Genomic DNA, 20250 nt, shown 5'->3' with positions numbered 1-20250 from the left:
GCAACCTATTTTTATCAGGCTGTATCTACATCAATGAAAGCCAAACCTAATGCTATTTAGAAAAACTTTTACCACGGAACAGGAGATCATCAAAGCCTGCTTGAAAAATGACCGAAAGGCTCAGGAGCAGCTTTATCAAACCTATTCCAGAAAGTTTTTAGCCATCTGTATCCGTTATGTAAAAGACCGGGAGTTGGCGGAAGATGTGCTGATGGAAGGCTTTATGAAGATCTTTGAAAAATTGCCCCAATTCGAGTCCAAGGGGAGTTTTGAAGGATGGATGAAACGGATCATAGTAACCCAATCCCTCTTGACATTAAGGAACTCCCGCCACTTAAACATGGAAGTTGTACAAGTGGAAACCCATTTGGAAGTACAGGAAAACAGTTATGAGCTGAACCATTTGGAAGCTGCTGACTTGATGGAACTGATCCAGGAATTACCGGTAGGGTACAGAACTGTTTTCAACCTTTATGCGGTGGAAGGATATAGTCATTCAGAGATTGGGGATCTGTTGGGAATTACGGAATCAACTTCCAAATCCCAACTCAATAGAGCAAGAAATTTATTGAAACAAAAAATAGCCGATATACAAACCAAAGAAAGGAGGATCAATGGCTAATGAAGAAAATAAACTGGATCAGTATTTCCGTGAAAAACTGTCCGCTCATGAAGAAAAGCCTTCCCAATTGGTCTGGGAAAGACTGGATCAACAATTGTCCGGGAAAAAGCCTGCCTTCAGCCCTTTGCTAAAGGCAGCAGCTGCTGTTCTGATCATAATGGGCTTCGGATTTATCTTATGGCAGATTGCCAATTCAGAATACCCATCCCCTGTTCAATTCGCTGAACAGAGAGAAGTCATCACATCTGAAGAAAGTGAAAAAACTACATTAAATCAGGAACCTGGCGAGATAGCATCCCTTGAAATTGAGGGAACTGGAATTCAGGAGCCGGCGATAGGCAAAGTTTCTGAACAGAGAAACCCTATCCCAATTCAACAACAAAAGACTGGAAAGAAATCAAATGAAACAGCAACTCCTTTATTGGCACTAAATGAACCTGGTATCGACAAAAACAGAATAGATGAAAGTATCCTTCAGGGCTCAGATTTATCACTTCCTGAATTGAAAATAGACCAAACCATTGCTTTGAATTTGGATAATGAAGAAAAAATCGAAGTACAGGAAGAAGCAGTAAGCTATAGGATCATTATCAAATCCAACGGGCTGAAGGATGAGCCAAAGAAACAGAATATCATTGAAGGAATAGAAAATAACGTCAATAAAATCGGGGCATTTTTGGGCAAAGTAGAACAGGGTTTTGCAGACCTGCAGGATGCAAAAGAAAATCTATTTGCCAGCAATACTCCAAGAAAAGAGAGAAGTAAATAAAATTTTAGAAAACAAAACCATGAAAAAATATCTGCTACTGTTTTGCCTGCTGGGTTTTGTTCAGCTGGCTTTTGGAAAAGACTTCGGGAATTACCCTGTAGAAAAAGATACCATTATTGTCGAGTTTGGGAAGTCAGGTAAAATTGTCATGATCGTAGACAACAAAGAGGATTTTGAAAAACTCAAAAACATGAACGTCAACCAGATCATCAGTGAACTCGACCTGAAAGTAGACGAGCAGACCGGGGAATTGGTAGTCGTGGAAGTTGCTGGAAAAAAAGGTTCCAAAGAAATTGTCAAGGTAACAGAAGAATGGAACAAGACAGAGGTGACGGTGGGTGGAGTAAGGATATTGGTAGATGAAACCGATCCACTCAATACAAAAGTGAAAGTAGAAACAGGAGGAAGAAAAAAAAGTGATCCTCCATTCAGAACTTACTTCAACCTTGATCTGGGCATCAACAATTACCTGGATGGAAACGGCAACTTCCCTGGAAGCAGTTCTCCTTACGCAGTCAGGGGCTGGGGAAGCTGGAATGTGGGCTTTAACTGGATGGCCAGCCAAAGAATCAGTAAGGGCTTCAATTGGGATCTTGGACTGGGTGTACAATGGTATAATTTCAAATTCGAAAACCGGGATTTCCAGGCTGTTCGTGGTGACGGGGAAATTGATTTCATCCAAAGATCGGATGTCAATGGATTTAAGAGCAAAATTTCGGCTTCCTACCTTACTGCTATGTCCCTTTTCAGATTGGACTTTGGCAAAATGAATGATCAAGGAAGAAAAGGATTTAGAATAGCAGCGGGTCCCTATGCCGGTTACCGGTTAGGGGGAACCAGTAAATTTGTATACAGACCTTCAGATGGCGGTGGACGAAGAAAAGAGCATCAGAATACAGGAATCTACCTCAACAACTTTAGATATGGTTTACGGGGTGAAGTGGGCGTAGGCAGGTTCAATTTCTTCACCACCTACGATCTCAACACCTTATTCGAAAAAGGTGCAGGCCCTGAATTGAATGCCCTGACTTTTGGCGTGATTTTCTGATCAAGAATTTATATGAAACAACCCACTATTATTTTACTGGCAATGCTGTTTTCCACTTGGTCATTGGGCCAAGTGGAAGAAACAGCGCCCCAAACAAAGACCACTGTTTTTTCGATTTTTGATACCAAAATAGAAAAAACCGACCACGGGGATGGAAGAAAAACCTGGGAGTTCAGTCCCAAAAAGAGAACCTATGAAGAATCTCAAAAAGAGGAAAAAAACAACAAACATTCAGGAGACCTGAGTTTTGACATTGGTATTAATACCTGGGTACCATCTGGCGAGGCCCCAAAAGTAAGACCTTGGGGAAGCTGGAATCCGGCTATCAACCTGAGACATACTTACCAGCCTAATAAAAATTTCGGATTAAGTACTTTACTCGGTGTTTCCTGGTACAATTTCAAATTTGAAGACAGAAATCTTCAGGCGTTGAGGACAAGTCAAGGCATTACCTTTGAAGAGTTTGATGGTCAAGGTATTAAATCAAAAATAACCGCCTCTTATTTAAATCTTGCGATTGTTCCATCCATAGCATCCAACAATGGAAAATTCCGCTTTGGAGCTGGTCCTTATGCAGGCTACAGATTAGGTGGCCGGGGAAAATTTGTATACAATGATGACAATGGCAACAGAAATAAGGTTTTCGAAAGAGCCAATATGTTTGCCAATAATTTCCGGTACGGGGGCAGACTTGAAATCGGTGTAGGTGAAATAGACCTATTTGTGAATTACGACCTCAACAATTATTTCCAAAAAGACAAAGACCCAAAAGTCAATGCTTTAAGCTTTGGGCTGATCCTTTAAAAATCCAAAAACTATGAAAAATACACTTAGATTGTCATTACTTTCCCTTTTTCTACTTTTATTGATTGGTCCTCAACAGGGTTTTGCCCAAATGAAAACCTTGGTTGATGTCAATAAAAAATTCTCGGGTATCACCAAAATTGAAGTCTCAGGTGGATCTCTGGAAGTGGAATATATTGGTAACAAAGGCTCCGAGGTCAATGTAGATGCATTTCTTGAATCCAATCAGCCTAATCAGGACATCGTTTTTGTAACGGTAGGCAATGTTCTGAAAATCAACCATCAGGTAAGTTCTACAAAAGTTACCATTGGTAATATGAGAACCAAAGGGCATATAAAAATCCAGGGGCCTCAAAACATGGAACTTGACATCAAAGGAGGTTCAGGCTCAATCCATGTTGAAAATGTACATTCAGAAAAAACCAAGTTAACCGTAGGTTCCGGCAGAATATCCGGCAGCAATATCCATAGTAACATCCAAGCAAGTGCAGGATCAGGTTCCATCAAACTGTCTGGAATAACGGGAAACATCAAAGGAATGGTAGGTTCGGGCTCATCCGAATTTGAAAAAGTTAAAGGCGATCTGGAATACTCCTCCAGCAGTGGCGGAATGAGGGCAACTTCAATTGACGGAACTGCCCATGTCAGTCTTACTTCAGGAAATGCCAAATTGGAAAACGTCGCAGAACTTGGAGATTTGAAACTCACTTCAGGCAATTTCAATGCGACCAATTCTGGCCTTGGAGAGCAAACAAGAATCAGCGGCACTTCGGGTAATTTTAAAATCCAAACCCCTTCCAATCTCAATGAATTCAATTATTTTCTAAGTGCTACATCAGGTAATATCACTGTGGGAAATTCAAGAGCAGGCCGTAACCTGAATATTGATAACGGATCCTCCAAAACTATCAGAGGCAGCATTACCTCGGGAAACATCACGATAGTCAATCAGTAAAGAAGCAATTATTTTCATTCAAACTCTTGCAAAGCAGGCCAAATGCACATTATTTGGTATGTCTTTACAAGAGTTTTTGTTTTGGTAAACTCTTCCACTTTTACATAAGCGGTACTTCCTTTTGGCCGGATACATTACAAAAAGACGTAATTTAGAAGCTAAAGAAACAGACCAGAACTTATCAGCAAAAATATTCAGCATGGAACCTATCAAAAAAGAAGATCTTGACCAGGAGATTTTTGACATGTATGATTACTATGTACATGGAAAAATCTCCAGAAGGGAATTTACAGACAGACTTTCCAAATATGCAGTTGGTGGTCTGACAGTGGCTGCTTTACTATCTTTTTTAATGCCGAATTACGCCCAAGCCAAAAGGTTTGAAGAAAATGATCCAAGAATAGTCTGTAAATATGTCACTTACAATTCCCCAAAAGGTGCCGGTACCATGAAAGGCTTACTTTGCATGCCCAAAGATAAAAAAGGGAAACTTTCGGGAATTGTGGTGGTTCATGAAAACAGAGGACTTAACCCATATATAGAAGATGTAGCCAAGCAAGCAGCTTTAGATGGATTTATTGCCTTTGCCCCTGATGCACTGACTCCTTTTGGCGGATATCCTGGCACTGATGATGAAGGCAGAACCTTACAGGCCCAAAGGAACAGAGATGAAATGCTCGAAGATTTCATCGCTGCTTATGAATTTCTAAAAACCCATCAGGATTGCAATGGCAAGGTCGGAGTAGTTGGTTTTTGCTTTGGAGGCTGGATATCAAATATGATGGCGGTGAGGATTCCCGATCTTAAAGCTGCTGTTCCCTATTATGGTGGGCAAGCACCTTCCGAAGATGTACCTTCCATCCAAGCGCCCCTCCTCATCCATTACGCCGAATTGGATACACGTGTCAATGAAGGTTGGCCTGCTTATGAAGAGGCCCTAAAAGCAAACCAAAAAACCTATACCACCTATTTCTATCCTGGAGTCAATCATGGTTTCCATAACCATTCCACACCAAGATATGACAAAGATGCTGCTGAACTCTCCTGGAAGCGTACCATTGAGTTTTTCAGGAAATATCTTTAAAAGAAATTTGGGCTTTTATTTCCCATTGGAACTAAAAGCCCCATAACCTTCCTTCCAAAGAATTGAATCCAAATCCTCGGGTGAATTAACCCATTTGGAAAGATCAAGGATTTCCACCTTTCTAAAATCTATGGGATGGCTTTCACTTTGAAGGGAGATATACCCTCCTTTCAGTGGAGTGCCGTCCTTTTTTATTTCAGGGTCATAGTTGGAAACATTTCCTCCACCGATCTGGGGCAGGGAATAGGTAAGTACAGCTTTACCTTCCATGATATGATAAACAATAGAGTCTCCCAACACCAAATATTCAGCAGTAACCCAATCATCCCCATGGTATGTTTTTGAACTTGAGTTGACACAATGTGGGGTAAACAAATCCCCGTTCATGACTACATGCGTGCCAGGAGTACAAAGGTTATTTGTTGTTCTTTCATTGACCCCATCCCCTCCAAGAAGCTGTCCCTCAATGGAGATAGGAAAATCCTGATCTTTAAGCATGGTATAGGGATCTTGTCCATGAAGCATGGCTCCTGAATTTCTGAAAGCCCAGCCTTCTCCCCCGGGAGCCTGATCTCCTACAAAGCGGTATTCAACTTTTAGCAAGTAATGCGAAAAAGGCTTTTTGTAAAAAATATGCCCATATTGATAATCAAAGTTTTCATAGCCATCATACCGAACCTTCATCAGGCCATCTTCTACCCGAAATGTATTCGCAAAATTTTCCCCTGTCTCATGTTTGGCAATTTTTACAATCCAGTCATCCAAGTCCTGACCATTGAACAATTGTTCCCATTGGATTTCCTCTATTTCATTTTGCCTATGCTGGGGCGAACAGGAAAATAAATAGAATCCAAAAAGCGCTTCTAAATAAAAGGCCAAAGTCAAATGATTTGTCTTCATGTGTCGGGAGTTTATTATGGTATATTACAGATATTTTAAGTCTAAAGGAATAAAATTAATTCAAAGTGACAACCGCAAATACAGGTAAATGATCAGAATATTTGATTTCTTCCATTACTTGGAAAAGATCAATTTCCCAAGAACCATTTTTCATTAACCAAACGTAATCAATACGGATTGCCGGAAAATCTGTAGGATATGTATTTCTTGCCTGTCCGGTAACTTTTGCGGCATCCACAAAAGCCTCTTCCATTAAAGAATATCCCTTTTCCGAAGATTCAAAATTAAAATCCCCCACTACAATCACCGGATGGGTAAAATCCTTAAAATGGTCCACAATTGCTTTAACCTGTGCACTTCGGTTTTCTTCAAATTCATGACAGAGATGTGTCCCGGCAAAAGTAATCTTTGCCCCATCATTCAATCGCACATGTGCTATGGCCATGCTTCTCCCCTCCCCTCCTTTTGGCAAAGGCAAGTTCACTGATTCAAATTCAGCCGGAAACCGGGATAAAACGGCCTCCCCATAGCCACCCTCACTGAAATCAATTGCTTTGGCGAAAAATCCCTTCATGCCGGTTTTTTCTGACCAGATTTTTGTCAAATCCAGTTTAAAACCTGCAAAGGATTCTGTCCGAACTGTCATACTATCTACCTCTTGTAGGGCCACCAAATCCGGACTAAGGGAATGGATGAATTCACCAACCTGCTCTGTAATGGATTCTCCTTTGTGGTAGGGATTCTCCCCATGGTAGATATTGTAAGTCAAAATCCTGAATTGATGCTGTGCCATTACCTCAGTAAATTGAATGAATAATAATATCAATAAAAAGTTTCTCATAATTGCACCTACGTTTTTTTTGCTCTTACCAATCGTGGGGTTATTCTAATCTTTGATTCGCCAAAACCGTTACTTCTTTTTCAAATTAACTATTTCCTTTCAAAAAAAAAGAGCTGTCACAGAATTGGACAGCTCCTTTTAGATAAAACCGGAATTTAATTACCTACATAATTATCCCAATTGACTTCAGCTTGAGGATGCGGGAATTGTGTAAAAACAGTCCCCCCATCAAAAGATGTATCTATTTCGTTTAGCTTATTATATCTTCTGGCATCTATCCATCTATGTCCCCAAGGTTCTAACCAAAGTGAATACCTCCTTTGATAGAGTATTTCATTGATCAAAGCATCTTGGGTGGTAGCTCCTGAATAATCACCGATTCCTGCTGCATTTCTGATAATGTTGATGGCCTCAACTGCCTGAGCAGTCTGTCCAAGGTTAGCATGGGCCTCTGCCTTTAGAAGGATCAGCTCTTCGTTTCTGATAAACGGAATTGCCGCAGTATTGGTGGCCCATCTTCTATCCTGATGGGTACCTACCAAAGGTCCAACATCTGTGGTCACAGTAACCGGAGGTGCTGTTCTTTGCAAAAACTTGTTAGTAACCCTTAGGTCTCCAGGAGTGGCATCCCTTAGTACAGATGGATGCACCACAATCATGGTTGTCACCAAGGCATTGGGAACATAGAAGATAGGGTTGAATTGATCAGGTGGCGCACCATAAGGATGGGCAGGCCCTGCATTAAGATCGCCGTTGAGATTCATGAAAGAACCTTCTAGGGCAGATAAGACCCCCGTCCAATCTTTTCTGTAGGCATTTAACCTTGCTGTGATGGCACGGTTAACCTGTCTCAAAGCTGCATTGGTATTAAAACCGGCAAAGCCTGGTGTTAGTCTCAAAGGAAAGTTACCTGCACCAGCTGCAGCAAGGTCCTGATCCCCTTCATCCAAAACAGATTTGATGTGGTCCAAGGCTTGCTCATAAGTCACAAAAGGACCTGGATTGAGCGGATTGCTTATATCTATTCTTATCCCATTTTGATAAACAAAGTTAGCAGGAATCATAAACTGATACCCCTTGATGGTCTTTGCAAATCCGGCAACGGCTCTTTTTTCTGCGTCACTGAGAGTGGCTGCATTTTGTGCCGAAGCAATCAAAACGTCTGCTTGCTTAATGGCCTGAAAAGGTGAAGCCCAAGAGCCTCCTCCCGTTACACCAAATCCAAAATAAGCACGGTCAGGAACTCTTCCCCCTTGTCCCAACCAGTCTGTTTGGAACCGGGGATCAGAAGCATTCAGGTACCAAACTTCCCTTCCGAAAGTACCCCAGGCTGCGGTTACGTTAAAAACATAATCCCTGTGTCTGGATTCTAAGCCGGTCACCAAAAACTGGATCTGCTCCCTGGAAGCATTGTTGCTCACACTTTGAACAGAGGGGTTGTTGGGATCGATAATTTCATCTAATTGAAGCGGATTACAAGCAAACAAACTTATTGCTGCCAAAGCCGCTGTTCCGATATATTTATGTAATTTTTTCATGATTTTCATCTTTGGTGATTAGAAATCAATAGTTATGTGGAAGAATACCCTTCTTGGTGTAGGATACGGCGTGATATCCACGTTGTTAGCCACTGCCTGCGCACCAAAGGTGGACGTTTCAGGATCATATCCCTGATAGTTTGTAAATAAGAAGGCATTGTTCATAGAAGCTCCAACTCTTATATTCTCTACGCTTCTACCAAAGGTTTCGGTAATTGTAGTTTTTGGAATGGAGTAATAAAGACCAATTTCCCTGATTTTCAGGAAGGTAGCATCCTGAACCCACCTTCCGGCATTATTGAAAGGTGCCGGCGGTCTTTGTCTACCATTAGGTATTCCATCCCCATTGTCATCATCAAACCAGCCCTTGGTGGTACCACCGGCGTCAGTTAGGAATTGTGACAAGTTGATGTTATCGCCACCTTTTCTATATTCCATCAGGAAAGAAAATTCAAAATTCTTAGCAAAGGTGAAATTGTTGATCATGGACATATTGAACTTTGGCTGAGCATTACCCCAGATGGTAAATCCTCCCGGGTTATTTGGATCAGCTGGAGTTCCTACAATGGTAGTAGGGGGGAATCCTTGTGCATACAAGAAGGTACCCAAAGCTGCACCGAAACCTCCCGCTACATAGGTAGGTATACCCAACCTTCTCATGTTCAGCCTATTTTGCCAATACATCAACCTTGAATTCCACCTGAAATTAGGCTTATCGATTACTGTACCAAACAAGGCCAATTCAATACCTTTATTCTCCAATTCGGCTTCATTACTTGGCGTAGAAGTCACACCAGTAGATGGGGAAAGGCTAAGACTTTGGATATTGTTCTGCGTATTTTTGATGTAATAGGTTGCTTCCAGGCCCAGTTTATTATTAAAGAAACCGGCATCTATACCAAATTCCAATTCGGTGGCAGTTTCAGGTAGTATTTGTGTGTTACCGATTTGAGTAGAAACAACAGAACCCAAAAGACCACCAATATTTGCTCCACCAAGTGGCGTGAAGGTTGCACCGAAAGCAACCGGACCGGCAGTTTCACCATAAGCGATACGCGGCTTCAAAGCTGAGAAGGTATTCTTGGATCCCCAGAAATCAAAGTTTGCCAAGTTTACGGCAACTGAAGCTCTAGGGAATGCATAAAACTGATTAGGATCCCCATTCAAAGTGGATTTGTCCCATCTCACACCCACTGTACCGATGATTTTGTCATCAAAGTTGGCTTCTTGTTGTAAGAATATACCCGCTTCCTGTACTTCTGAGAAGAACTGCTGGTCAATTTGCTGAACAGTTGCTTGTTGTAAATTAGTTTGGCCCGGAGCTAGACCTCTACCTCTATTGAACAAGGCGTCGTTTTTAAAGTCCAATCTCACTAAACCAGCTTGGGAGTTCATGTTTACCCTTCCAAGGTTCCAGTTGTAGACCAAAACACCTTGAATATTGGTATTGAAACTTTCTTGCTTTCCCCAAAGTGCATCACCAGGGTTAGCCTGACCTCTTTGGAACTGTAGGAATTCTGGCAAATAAACCAAAGTAGTATTTTGTAAGAAGTCCAGACCACCGGCCAATTGGAACCTCAAGAAGCTGTTGGCTGATTTATAAATATCCGCATCCAATGTAAATGACTGGATAAATCTGTTTACTACGGAATTGTTGATACCATGATCGGTAACAGCTACTGGATTCTCGGAGAAGTAAGGGTTGATGGGATAAGTCCCGTCTGCATTCCTTCGCAGGTCATAATAGTTAGGTACATAAGCGATGTTATAACCAATACTTGCACCGGTATTATTTTGGTTACCTGTAAAACCTCTGTCAGTATTGCTTCGGATATAATTGGAAGAAACACCCAATCTGATTACATCAGAAATCTTATGGTCCACATTTGCTCTCAAAGAATACCTTTCAAAACCTGTATTTCTTACAGTACCGTCTTCAGCGGTAATATTACCACTGATAAAGAATTTGGTCTTGTCATTTCCACCATTGACGGTCAATCTGGTGTTGGAAAGGATAGCCCTATTGTTATAGAAGTAATCTTCATAATCTACAAAAGTATTGGTGGCAACTGCCTGCCTGAACCTTTCCAATTCAATTGGCCTCCTGGCCTCCGGGAAGAAGAAGTTGATTTTTTCTTCGCTCCAGTTATCCACTCCTAACAATCTCAAAGGCTCTGCGAATCCGATATCCTGGGAAAGAGAAACTTGGGTTTTGCCTGAGGAACCTCTTTTTGTAGTGATGATGATTACACCGGCATTGGCACGGGTACCATAGATAGCCGCCGCAGAAGGTCCTTTCAATACCTCAATGGACTCAATATCATTAGGGTTCAAGTCTGCTAAGCGGTTGGCACCATCATCTTGGTTAGATGCACCAGCACCTGTTACCGAGGCACGGCCAGTTCTTTGGAAAGAGTTGTTGATATAAACCCCATCTAAGATAATTAGGGGTTGGGATGCTCCGGTCAAACTGGAAATACCACGAAGCTGAATGGAAACACCTCCACCCGGTGCGCCGGAATTCATCCTGATATTAGCCCCTGCGATCTTTCCATACAGGGCGCCATCCGTTGTTTGAATGGTAGTGGTTCCGACGAGCTCCTTACCTGAAACGGAAGAAACTGCATTGGCAAGGTTACTTCTTTTGACATTTGAAGCCAAACCTGTAATTACAACCTCTTCCAGGTTGGTGGCATCTTCCCTTAACCTCACCTGAACTGATGTTAAACTCGGGCTGACATTCACATTTTGGCTGACATAACCCAATGATGACACCACCAATAATGCTGCCTGATTTCCAGGGACAGTAATGCTAAATCTACCATCCAGGTCAGTAACTGCACCTGAAGTGGTGTTCCTGACGAGAATGGTTGCCCCTATCAAAGGCTCTCCTGTCCGCTCATCGGCAACAGTACCTGAAACGGTGTACTGTGCCCAGCTCCATCCTGCCGTAAGCAGAATGAGGATGAGGGTAGTGCTGAATCTGTAAAATTTTTTCATAAATTTTTGTTTATAGAACAGTATTTACTTCTAGATAAATATACTAAAAACCAACTTAATCATTATCCTACAAATCCATAAAAGGCAAAAATAAAATTTGGCTGAAAACCAAATTTTACAAAATAGAAATGCTTCCATTGGATTTCAACCAGATTACTAACTGTTAAACAATTATTTATAGTTATACTTAATAATTGAGACACGACAGTTATTTAATCGGCCCATTTACTAAATCCCAAAAATATCTGATCAATGGCGATTCGTATAAAAAAACACCGTTTCCTCCAGGTTGGGGAAGAATAAAAAAAACCGGCAAAACCTCGTCTTGCCGGTAATATTTTTCCACCTTACTAAGGTTAAAGATCCGATTTAGCTTTATTTTTTGTCTATTTTCAATTCACTCAATGGCTCTGTAAAAATAGCCAAGGCCGTTTTGATACCTTCCTTGAAATTCCCTATCCTGATATTTTCGTTTGGCCCATGTTGGTTGTTGTCAAAATTGACAGTCACCACAGTGACAGCAGGAATATTGTCCAAGGCTTCCACAAACGGAGCTATGGGTAAAGAACCTCCACTGATTCTATTCCGAATAGGTTCATTTCCAAATGCCCTAACATAAGCTTTATTGAGCCAAATCCCTGGTTCGGAATCCATTGGGGTTCTAAAGGCTTGGTAAGAAATACTTCCTTCCCATTTGATCAGTTTGGGATATTTTGCCCTTTCTTCATCAGTGGGATCTTTATCCAAAATATAATAACCCTGATCTTCAATATGCTTTCTGATAAGTGCAAATAATCTTTCTGGGTCAGATTCAGGAACCAAGCGGACATCAATTTCAGCAACTGCTATAGCCGGTACGATAGTCCTTGCCTCATTTCCTACCGAGCCGGAAGACAATCCTCTGATATTGAGAGAAGGATATTGCAAAGATTCCTGGTAGGTTTCACCAACATTATCTGTAATCCCGATACCGATCTTCCTCATAATATCTTCATCATCATCCGGAACCATGGCAAGGATATCTTTCTCAGCCTGGGTCAGCCTGATACCATCATAAAACCCTGGAATGACAACCCTCCCTCTTTCATCTTTCATAGAAGCCAACAATTGGGACATCCTCAATGCAGGATTGGGAGCATAATTCCCATAATGACCACTATGAAGATCTACCCGTGGCCCGTAAGTAGTCAAGGTAATCTGGGAAATACCCCTGGCACCAAAGCTAAGAGTCGGCATATTGCTCACATGTCTTGGACCATCCATAATGAGCATCATATCTGCCTTAAGGTCGTTTTTGTATTTGGTGACGGCAGCTGCCAGGTTTGGAGAACCGATTTCTTCTTCAAAATCTAAAATAACTTTAACATTGTAATCCGGCATCAAACCTTTTGAAACCATGGCATCCCAAGCCGCCAGGAACATGGCAAAAGGTCCCTTATCATCTGAAGCGGAACGTGCAAAAACCCTCCATTCGGGATCATAGTCATTTTGAAGGGTTTCCATGGGAATGATTTCCCACTTTCCATCCTTATTTTTTTTCTTTAATACAGGTTTGAATGGGTCCGGTTGCTCCCATTGCTTTGGATCAACAGACTGACCATCAATATGAAAGTAAAAAAGCACCGTTTTTTTGGCGTTTGGCACTGCTTTCTGACCTAAAACCAAAGGGACACTTGAAGTTTCAAGTCTTTTGGTAAGCCATCCCCTTTCCTTTAAATTGGCTTCACACCATTCTATGTTAAGGATAAGCTGTTCCGGATAATGTGAATCATTGGGAATGGAAAGCAAAGAATTTAAAATATCAACTCCATGCAAAAAGTAGGAATCGGTAACCTCTTCCAGGTCAATTTTTACGCTCCGCTGTGCATAAGACAGGGAAAATAGTAAGGAATATCCTACTACCAATAGGTACAATTTTTTCATAATCATTGGATTTTGGATTAAGAAATTTAACGGAAAGAAAAAAGAAAGAAAAACCAATTTGATGGACGGTGGAAGCACTACGAAAAGGGAAGCAACGGGATGTAGGCACGAAAATTTCAAAAGGATATAAGTACTCACCCATTTTAATCATAAAAAAACAGGGGCAAAAAATTCAAAATTTAAAACCCTGTTTAGTTACAAATGTCTTCGTAAAAAATTGTTTGAAAAGTCGCTTAATCACCCACTTCAAATATAGGAATTTCAGAAATACGAACCTATCCCCTGTACAGGGTATTTTTTGAAATCAAAATGGTATTTTTTAATGCATTGCCATGTTCAAGTCATAAATGCAACGCCTAATTTTTTCATTAGACATTCGATAGGACTAAGATAATTAAACTTTCTTATTGGCCTGTTATTGATTTTGGTTTCTATATTTTGGATCTGTTCCCGAGAGATTTGATTGAGGTCAGTACCCTTTGGCAGGAAAGCCCTGATAAGTCCGATTCTGTTTTCCACTGTTCCTTTATCCTGTGAAGTGTATGGTCTTGTAAAGAATGTTGGGATATTGAATTTATCTCTGATTTTATAATGGTTTGCGAATGCCATATCATTATCGAAAGTGATTGATTTGAAGAACGAAGCACCAATTCTCTGTATTCTCTTTGCTATTTTCTGTTCAATGATATCTGCATTTTTACCATCAAGTTTCTCTATGGTAGTAACCAAGGTTGCCCTGTCCACCAGTACCAAAAGAGCTGATTTGTGGTTTTTCCCCATCATAAGGTCTACTTCAATATCTCCTATCCTTTGTCTTTTTTCAACTACAGGAGGCCTTTGGTCAATTGGAACTCTCTCCCTGATAATTCCTCTGGTATGCCTGTAATTACCTCTCTTACGCTTTCTTTTACCATGCCGGAGATTCTTGTAAAGCTCCCTGTCCCTTCGGTATCTCCAATGGCTACTTTTTTTGGCAGTAAATATCCAGTTGTAGAGTGTCTCATGACAAACCCCTTCTTTACCTTGTTTCTTCCAGGTGACCGATATTAGCTCTGGGCTCAATTTGTCAACAACAAGGAATTTGCGGGCCTCTTCTTTAAGGGACTCGGTAAATTTGATTCGCTTTCTCTTGAGTCTATGTCTTTCGTCTGTACGGTTCTGGGCAACTGCAGCCTTATATTCACCGCTATAACGGCCCCTCTTGCCGGTATTTCTTTGAAGTTCTCTGGATACAGTACTTTTGTTGACACCGATAATCGCAGCGATTTTGGTCTGGGAAGTTCCGTTTCTAAATAAAGCCTCTATTTGGTACCTTTGTTCCTGGCTGAGATGTTTAAATTTATTCATGACAACACTAAATTAATATTTTCAGCCTAAGGGAAGGAACCTAGGTTCCTTCCCTTAAACCCTTAGTGTTGCATTTATGACTTGAATATAGGATTTTTAAACTTTTCTAATTCAAATTAAATTTTTACGATATTTTATTAAACAAAAAATCCCGAAACTTTCATTTCGGGATTTGAATTTTTAAAGGTTTCGGATATTTAATTCACGAAACTAAAAATGACAATTACCTTATCTGTCAGCTTTTGTTCTTCGGGCATGAAGACAGGCGCTTCTCTGATTTCGTTCATATCGGCCATGGCCATTTTGGCTTCCCTCATTATTGGAAAGTACACATTGCCCTGCGGGGTGTATTGGACTTTATGAACTTTAATTTTTTCAATCTTAAGGGCTTTTGCTATGGTTTCGGCTTTTTGCTCGGCGTCCTTAATCGCCATCTCGAGGAGTTTTGTTTGAGACTCTTTCTTTAATTTATCGGAGACCTGCATAGAAAGACTAAAACCCATGTTGCCGGATTGATGGACAGCTTCTGTGATTTTCACCAATTCATTTTCAAGATCAGTAATCCTAACTCTAACATTTTGAGAGGCTACATAACCGCTATCCTTGGCAGTTCCTTTGGTGTAGATCCTATTGACATATACATTATAATTGTCCACATAGAATTCATAATTCTTAGCACCGGATTTTTTTATGGCATCTTCCAAAGCCTTTGTTTTCTTGTTCAGCCTATTAGTGGCATCAGATACTTTAAGGGCTTTTTCTGACAACTGAATAAACAGGATGGCTTCATCAGGCAGGATACTGATTTCACTTACTCCTTCTACTTCAATGCTGGGTATTTGCTGTGCCAACACGGAGAAGTAAAGAAAGAATACTGGCAAGGTAAAGATCAATTTTTTCATCATTTTGGGGTTTAGGTTCAAAAGATCCAATCAAAAAACAGACCGTAAAGCGTTTACTTAAAATAATTTAACTATTCCAGGTCTAAAATATCTCTGATCTTATTGATTTTTTCCATTTCATGGAAAATCCCATCATAATCATCAGCCAGTATTTTATCCCTGAATTTGGAAAGGTTCGCTATATACATGCTCAAGGCCTCAAGAATATTTTTCTTGTTTTCTTTTATAATCGGCGCCCACATCGCCGGTGAACTCTTGGCCAATCTCACCGTTGAGGCAAAACCAGATCCTGCCATATCAAAAATGTTTTTGTCATCTTCCATTTTATCCAATACCGTTTTCCCCAGCATAAAAGAGGAAATGTGCGAAAGGTGGGAAACAAAGGCAAGCTGACTATCATGTTCCTCAGGGTCCATAAAGCGCAGTTTCATATTTAAAGCCTCAAGAACCTCATAAGCTTTGCTTTTTAAATGGAGATCTGTCTTTTCCATTTCGCAAACAATAAAAACTTTCCTGTCCAATAAGTCAGCTTTTGCGGCTTTTGGACCGGAATATTCTGTGCCTGCTATAGGGTGGCCTGCTAGGTAATGGGCCCGCTTCGGGTGTTCTGCTATTTTAGCACATAAATTGGCTTTTGTAGAACCAAAATCCATAACGAGGGTCTCAGCTCCGATTTTATCCAATACATCTTCCAAAAGCAGAGGAAGGGTATCAGCAGGGGTTGCCAATATTATGATATCCGTATCCTGATCTGCTTCGGGTTTGGCCTCATCTATGATGCCTAAAGTAAGGGCATCAATCTGGTTTTGGGGATTAATGTCATATCCGGTAAATTTAATTTCAGGCCTTATCTTTTTCAGGGCCAAGGCAAAGGAACCCCCTAAAAGGCCTAAACCAACAATATGTATCTTTTTCATCATCAATTATTTGAACTCAACTTTAAATATTTTAAATCCTTCCAATTGCTTCTTTAATTTTTTCCTGACTGACGCAAAGTGAAAACCTTACCCACCCTTTACCATTTTGACCAAAAATATCGCCTGGAGTGACGAAAATATTTTTGTCATACAGTAAATCATCTACGAATTTTCTGGCTTCATGCTGAGCGTCTAACTTAGCCCATACAAACATACCCGATGTTTCCTTTTGATAGCTTAACCCCAATTTTTCGACCAATTCCCAAACCAAAGCCCTCCTTTGGGCATATTCCAAATTAAGCTTATCATACCAATTTTTGTCCAATTCCAAGGCGGCTACAGCTCCTTTTTGTAAACCTAAAAACATACCTGAGTCCACATTGCTCTTCACCTTGATGATGGCATCAATAAAGTCCTTTTTCCCAATCACCGCCCCGATCCTCCATCCGGCCATATTTGATGTTTTGCTTAAGGAATTCAATTCCAAAGCAACTTCTTTTGCACCTTCAATCTGGAAAATGCTTTTCGGATGATCCTCCAAAATAAAACTGTATGGATTATCATGGACCAAAAGTATCTGATGCCTCATCGCAAAGTCAACTAAATTCTGAAAAACGGAAAAGTCTGCCTTTGCCCCGGTAGGCATATGGGGATAATTTGTCCACATTATTTTAACCGTTTTCAGATCCATTTTTTCAAGCTGCTCAAAATCAGGCTTCCAATTATTTCCCTCAGTAAGTTCATAAGGAAGACAATGGAGGTCTAACATCTTGCTGACGGAGGTATAAGTAGGATAACCTGGATCAGGTATCAGCACAGAATCTCCGGGATTGGTAAAAGCCATGGAAATAAAAAGAATGCCTTCCTTCGACCCCAAAAGCGGCAACACCTCATCTGACCCAAAACCTCCCACCTGATAATGGTCGAAATAAAATTTCAAAAAGGCCTGCCTCAGTTCCGGAATCCCCTGATAACTTTGATAGCCATGGGCTTCAGGTAGCCTGGCAGTTTCATTCAATGCATTGATTACGGCAGGCGAAGGCGGAAGATCCGGGCTACCTATCCCCATATTGATGACAGGCTTGCCTGCAACTTGCATGCTTTTTACTTCCTTCAGCTTCTGGGAGAAGTAATATTCCTGAATATTGTTTAACCTACGGGAAAAGCTGATCATCATTTTTATTTTTAGCGGCCCTTATGGTATTCTCCAAAAATCCTGACTTCTCCCCCTTTTTCCTCAATCGCTTTTAATGCGATTTTGTATTTCTCATAATCATCAAATTCGGTATCGATGAAGAAAGCATAATTCCAGGGTTTTTCCATTACAGGAATAGACTGGATCTTGGTGAGATTCAAATCAAAATCGCTCATGAGTGTCAGAAGCTTGGCTAAACTCCCTTTCTCGTTACTGATGATTATTTTTAAGGATGCTTTTTCGGGAACCTCTTTCAGTCCTGGAAAATCCTTTTGAAGCAAAATAAACCTTGTAAAGTTGTCCTTTACAGTCTGAATATCTGTGGCCAAAATTTCCAGATGATAAATTTCAGCGGCCGTTTTGCTGGCTATGGCAGCCACTCCTTTTATTTTTTCCTCTGAAATCCGTTTGGCTACACTCGCCGTATCCACATCATCTTGGAGGAGGATACCCGGATATTGCTGAAAAAACTTCTTACACTGAAGAATGGCCATGGGATGGGATCTTACCTCCTTGATGTCTTCAATTTGCTGACCTGGAAGAGCCATAAGATGATGTGATATGGGAAGATAATACTCCGCAAAAATGTACAGCCCATATCGGTCAATCAGCTCATAATTGGGCAGAATAGCTCCTGCAATGGAATTTTCTATGGCCATCACCGCATAATCAACTTTGCCGGAAGCTACAGCTCCTGCCACCTCCTCAAAAGTCCTGTAGGGAGCCACTTCTGTTTGTGGGCCAAAATAATTCAAAGCCACCTGATGGTGAAAAGAACCCGGAATCCCTTGTATTGCCACCTTCATAGCTTATTTTTTAAAAATAAAATAGACTGCAAGCACCAAAAAGAAAAAACCGATAATGTGATTGGCCTTTATGCTTTCATTTTTAAAAAAAATGAAAGTAAAAGCCATAAACACCACCAAAGTAATTACCTCTTGCAAAACCTTTAATTCTACCAGGGAAAAAGGCCCTCCGTTTTCCCTAAAACCAATTCTATTGGCCGGAACTTGAAAGATATATTCAAAGAAGGCTATTCCCCAACTGATCAGGACTATGGAAACTATCCCTAAATTCTCAAACCAGCGCATTTCCTTGAATTTCAAATGCCCATACCATGCAAAAGTCATGAAGGTATTGGACAGGACGAGCAACATGATGGTAAGTACTCCTTTCATCAGAATATGAAATTAAATTTTGGGGCTTAATAATTCCAGATGTTTCCAAAAACTTGGATATGATTTATTGACAACTTCAGGATCCTCTATGATTACCCTTGTTTTGGTCATCAAAGGCATAAATGCCATGGCCATCCTGTGGTCATCATAGGTATGGATCCTGACCTGGTTGGGCATATTGACACTTGGGATTAAGGTAAACACATCCTTTTCTGTCTCCACAAAATCCGCATTGAACTTGGCAAGTTCTTGTTGTAAAGCAAAAATCCTATCCGTTTCTTTGATCCTAAGACTCTCAATCCCTGTAAATTCTGTTTTCTGACCAACGATGGCACAGGTAACGGCAACTGTTTGGGCTATATCAGGGCAATGGGTAAAATCGAAAGCTTCAAAACCTTTGATGGCCTGCTTGGTAAGTCGGACCCCTCCAGCTTTAAATTCGCTTTTTACCCCCAAGCGATCCATAATTTCCACAATTTTGGAATCTCCTTGCAGGCTATTTTCTTTTAATCCTTCCAAGAACAACTCCCCTTCATCAGCACAGGCCACCAAACTGAACCAGTAACTGGCACCTGACCAATCGCTTTCTACAGAAAAAGTTGTTGGCTTATAATTTTGTGGTGCTACGGAAATCGTATTTCCATCCCAAATTACCTCTACCCCAAATGATTTCATCAATTGAATGGTCATTTCAATATAAGTCCTTGACCCCACTTTCCCTTCTAATTCCAGCTTGAGCCCATGGGGAAGTCTGGGGGCAATCATCAAAAGCGCTGAAATATATTGGCTACTGACATCACCTCTAATCTTAACTTGATCTGATTTTTGTTCTTGAAGGCCATGGACAGCCAAAGGTGGGAACCCCTCCCTGTTAAGGTAATGGATTTCAGCTCCTATTTCCCTTAGTGCATCTACCAAAATCCCGATCGGTCTTTCACACATCCTGGCAGTACCAGTCATCACTTTGTTCTGATTGGTGACGGCGGCATAAGCCGTCAAAAAACGCATGGTTGTACCAGCATCAAGCACATCATAGACCGGAGGATTTTCCTTTAAAAGCCTGATCATGGTTTGTGTATCCCTGGCCTCTGCAAGATTGAGCAAGTGATTTTCTCCTTCTGTCAAGGCATCTATTACAAGGGCCCTATTACTTTCACTTTTGGATGAAGGCAAGGGTATGATGCATGGCTGAAAGGAAGGCAATTGGTTTAAGACTAGTGTTTTCAA

General features: G+C 40.9%; 18 protein-coding genes. 6 read left to right on the top strand and 12 right to left on the bottom strand.

Going from position 1 to position 20250, the window contains the following annotated elements; genetic code table 11:
• The first annotated feature begins 49 nt into the window (after positions 1 to 49).
• The 6 genes from BC751_RS11395 to BC751_RS11370 all read left to right on the top strand — a co-directional run bounded on the left by BC751_RS11395 (position 50) and on the right by BC751_RS11370 (position 5282).
• Positions 50 to 622 (top strand): RNA polymerase sigma factor, encoded by a 573-nt coding sequence (locus tag BC751_RS11395; RefSeq protein ID WP_130275640.1) that lies wholly within the window; start codon positions 50 to 52, stop codon positions 620 to 622.
• On the top strand, positions 615 to 1391 hold the full coding sequence (locus tag BC751_RS11390) for a hypothetical protein (protein ID WP_130275639.1): 777 nt from the start codon (positions 615 to 617) through the stop codon (positions 1389 to 1391). The genes BC751_RS11395 and BC751_RS11390 overlap by 8 nt, the downstream gene beginning before the upstream one ends.
• 19 nt (positions 1392 to 1410) lie before the next feature.
• Complete coding sequence (locus BC751_RS11385; protein ID WP_130275638.1) at positions 1411 to 2439, top strand: outer membrane beta-barrel protein; 1029 nt, start codon at positions 1411 to 1413, stop codon at positions 2437 to 2439.
• A gap of 12 nt (positions 2440 to 2451) precedes the next feature.
• The gene (locus BC751_RS11380; RefSeq protein WP_130275637.1) at positions 2452 to 3243 is read left to right on the top strand and encodes a hypothetical protein; all 792 of its coding nucleotides are present in this window, start codon (positions 2452 to 2454) and stop codon (positions 3241 to 3243) included.
• 13 nt (positions 3244 to 3256) lie between these two features.
• Positions 3257 to 4198, top strand: coding sequence for a DUF4097 family beta strand repeat-containing protein (locus BC751_RS11375; RefSeq protein ID WP_130275636.1), 942 nt, complete (start codon positions 3257 to 3259; stop codon positions 4196 to 4198).
• Positions 4199 to 4397: 199 nt separating this feature from the next.
• Entirely contained in the window at positions 4398 to 5282 is an 885-nt protein-coding gene (locus BC751_RS11370; RefSeq protein ID WP_130275635.1) for a dienelactone hydrolase family protein, read from the top strand.
• 15 nt (positions 5283 to 5297) lie between these two features.
• Here BC751_RS11370 and BC751_RS11365 read toward each other — a convergent pair whose 3' ends face one another.
• The 12 genes from BC751_RS11365 to aroA form a co-directional block, all read right to left on the bottom strand.
• Entirely contained in the window at positions 5298 to 6182 is an 885-nt protein-coding gene (locus tag BC751_RS11365; protein ID WP_130275634.1) for a 3-keto-disaccharide hydrolase, read from the bottom strand.
• A gap of 55 nt (positions 6183 to 6237) precedes the next feature.
• Complete coding sequence (locus BC751_RS11360) at positions 6238 to 7023, bottom strand: endonuclease/exonuclease/phosphatase family protein (protein ID WP_130275633.1); 786 nt, start codon at positions 7021 to 7023, stop codon at positions 6238 to 6240.
• 155 nt (positions 7024 to 7178) lie between these two features.
• Positions 7179 to 8561: a RagB/SusD family nutrient uptake outer membrane protein gene (locus tag BC751_RS11355; RefSeq protein ID WP_130275632.1), complete on the bottom strand. Its 1383-nt coding sequence runs from the start codon at positions 8559 to 8561 to the stop codon at positions 7179 to 7181.
• Positions 8562 to 8579: 18 nt separating this feature from the next.
• Positions 8580 to 11561, bottom strand: a complete 2982-nt coding sequence (locus tag BC751_RS11350; RefSeq protein ID WP_130275631.1) for a SusC/RagA family TonB-linked outer membrane protein — start codon at positions 11559 to 11561, stop codon at positions 8580 to 8582.
• Positions 11562 to 11936: 375 nt separating this feature from the next.
• The gene (locus tag BC751_RS11345; protein WP_130275630.1) at positions 11937 to 13484 is read right to left on the bottom strand and encodes a M20/M25/M40 family metallo-hydrolase; all 1548 of its coding nucleotides are present in this window, start codon (positions 13482 to 13484) and stop codon (positions 11937 to 11939) included.
• 336 nt (positions 13485 to 13820) lie between these two features.
• Positions 13821 to 14831 carry an IS30 family transposase gene (locus BC751_RS11340; protein ID WP_130273814.1) on the bottom strand — a complete coding sequence of 337 codons (1011 nt, stop codon included), beginning with the start codon at positions 14829 to 14831 and terminating at the stop codon, positions 13821 to 13823.
• Between the two features lie 197 nt (positions 14832 to 15028).
• On the bottom strand, positions 15029 to 15733 hold the full coding sequence (locus BC751_RS11335; protein ID WP_130275629.1) for an SIMPL domain-containing protein: 705 nt from the start codon (positions 15731 to 15733) through the stop codon (positions 15029 to 15031).
• A 71-nt stretch (positions 15734 to 15804) separates the two neighbouring features.
• Entirely contained in the window at positions 15805 to 16650 is an 846-nt protein-coding gene (locus BC751_RS11330; RefSeq protein WP_130277561.1) for a prephenate dehydrogenase, read from the bottom strand.
• A gap of 31 nt (positions 16651 to 16681) precedes the next feature.
• Positions 16682 to 17824, bottom strand: a complete 1143-nt coding sequence (locus BC751_RS11325) for a pyridoxal phosphate-dependent aminotransferase (RefSeq protein ID WP_130277560.1) — start codon at positions 17822 to 17824, stop codon at positions 16682 to 16684.
• An 11-nt stretch (positions 17825 to 17835) separates the two neighbouring features.
• Entirely contained in the window at positions 17836 to 18651 is an 816-nt protein-coding gene (locus BC751_RS11320; protein WP_130275628.1) for a prephenate dehydratase, read from the bottom strand.
• Positions 18652 to 18654: 3 nt separating this feature from the next.
• Positions 18655 to 19023, bottom strand: coding sequence for a DMT family protein (locus BC751_RS11315; protein WP_130275627.1), 369 nt, complete (start codon positions 19021 to 19023; stop codon positions 18655 to 18657).
• A gap of 12 nt (positions 19024 to 19035) precedes the next feature.
• A complete protein-coding gene (aroA, locus tag BC751_RS11310) occupies positions 19036 to 20250 on the bottom strand; it encodes a 3-phosphoshikimate 1-carboxyvinyltransferase (protein ID WP_130275626.1) in 1215 nt (404 codons plus the stop codon).

Origin of the sequence: Cecembia calidifontis (assembly GCF_004216715.1) — a bacterium.
GTDB lineage: Bacteria > Bacteroidota > Bacteroidia > Cytophagales > Cyclobacteriaceae > Cecembia_A > Cecembia_A calidifontis.
The sequence above is the reverse complement of the archived record's forward strand: the minus strand, read 5'-3'. Positions and strand labels throughout refer to the sequence as shown.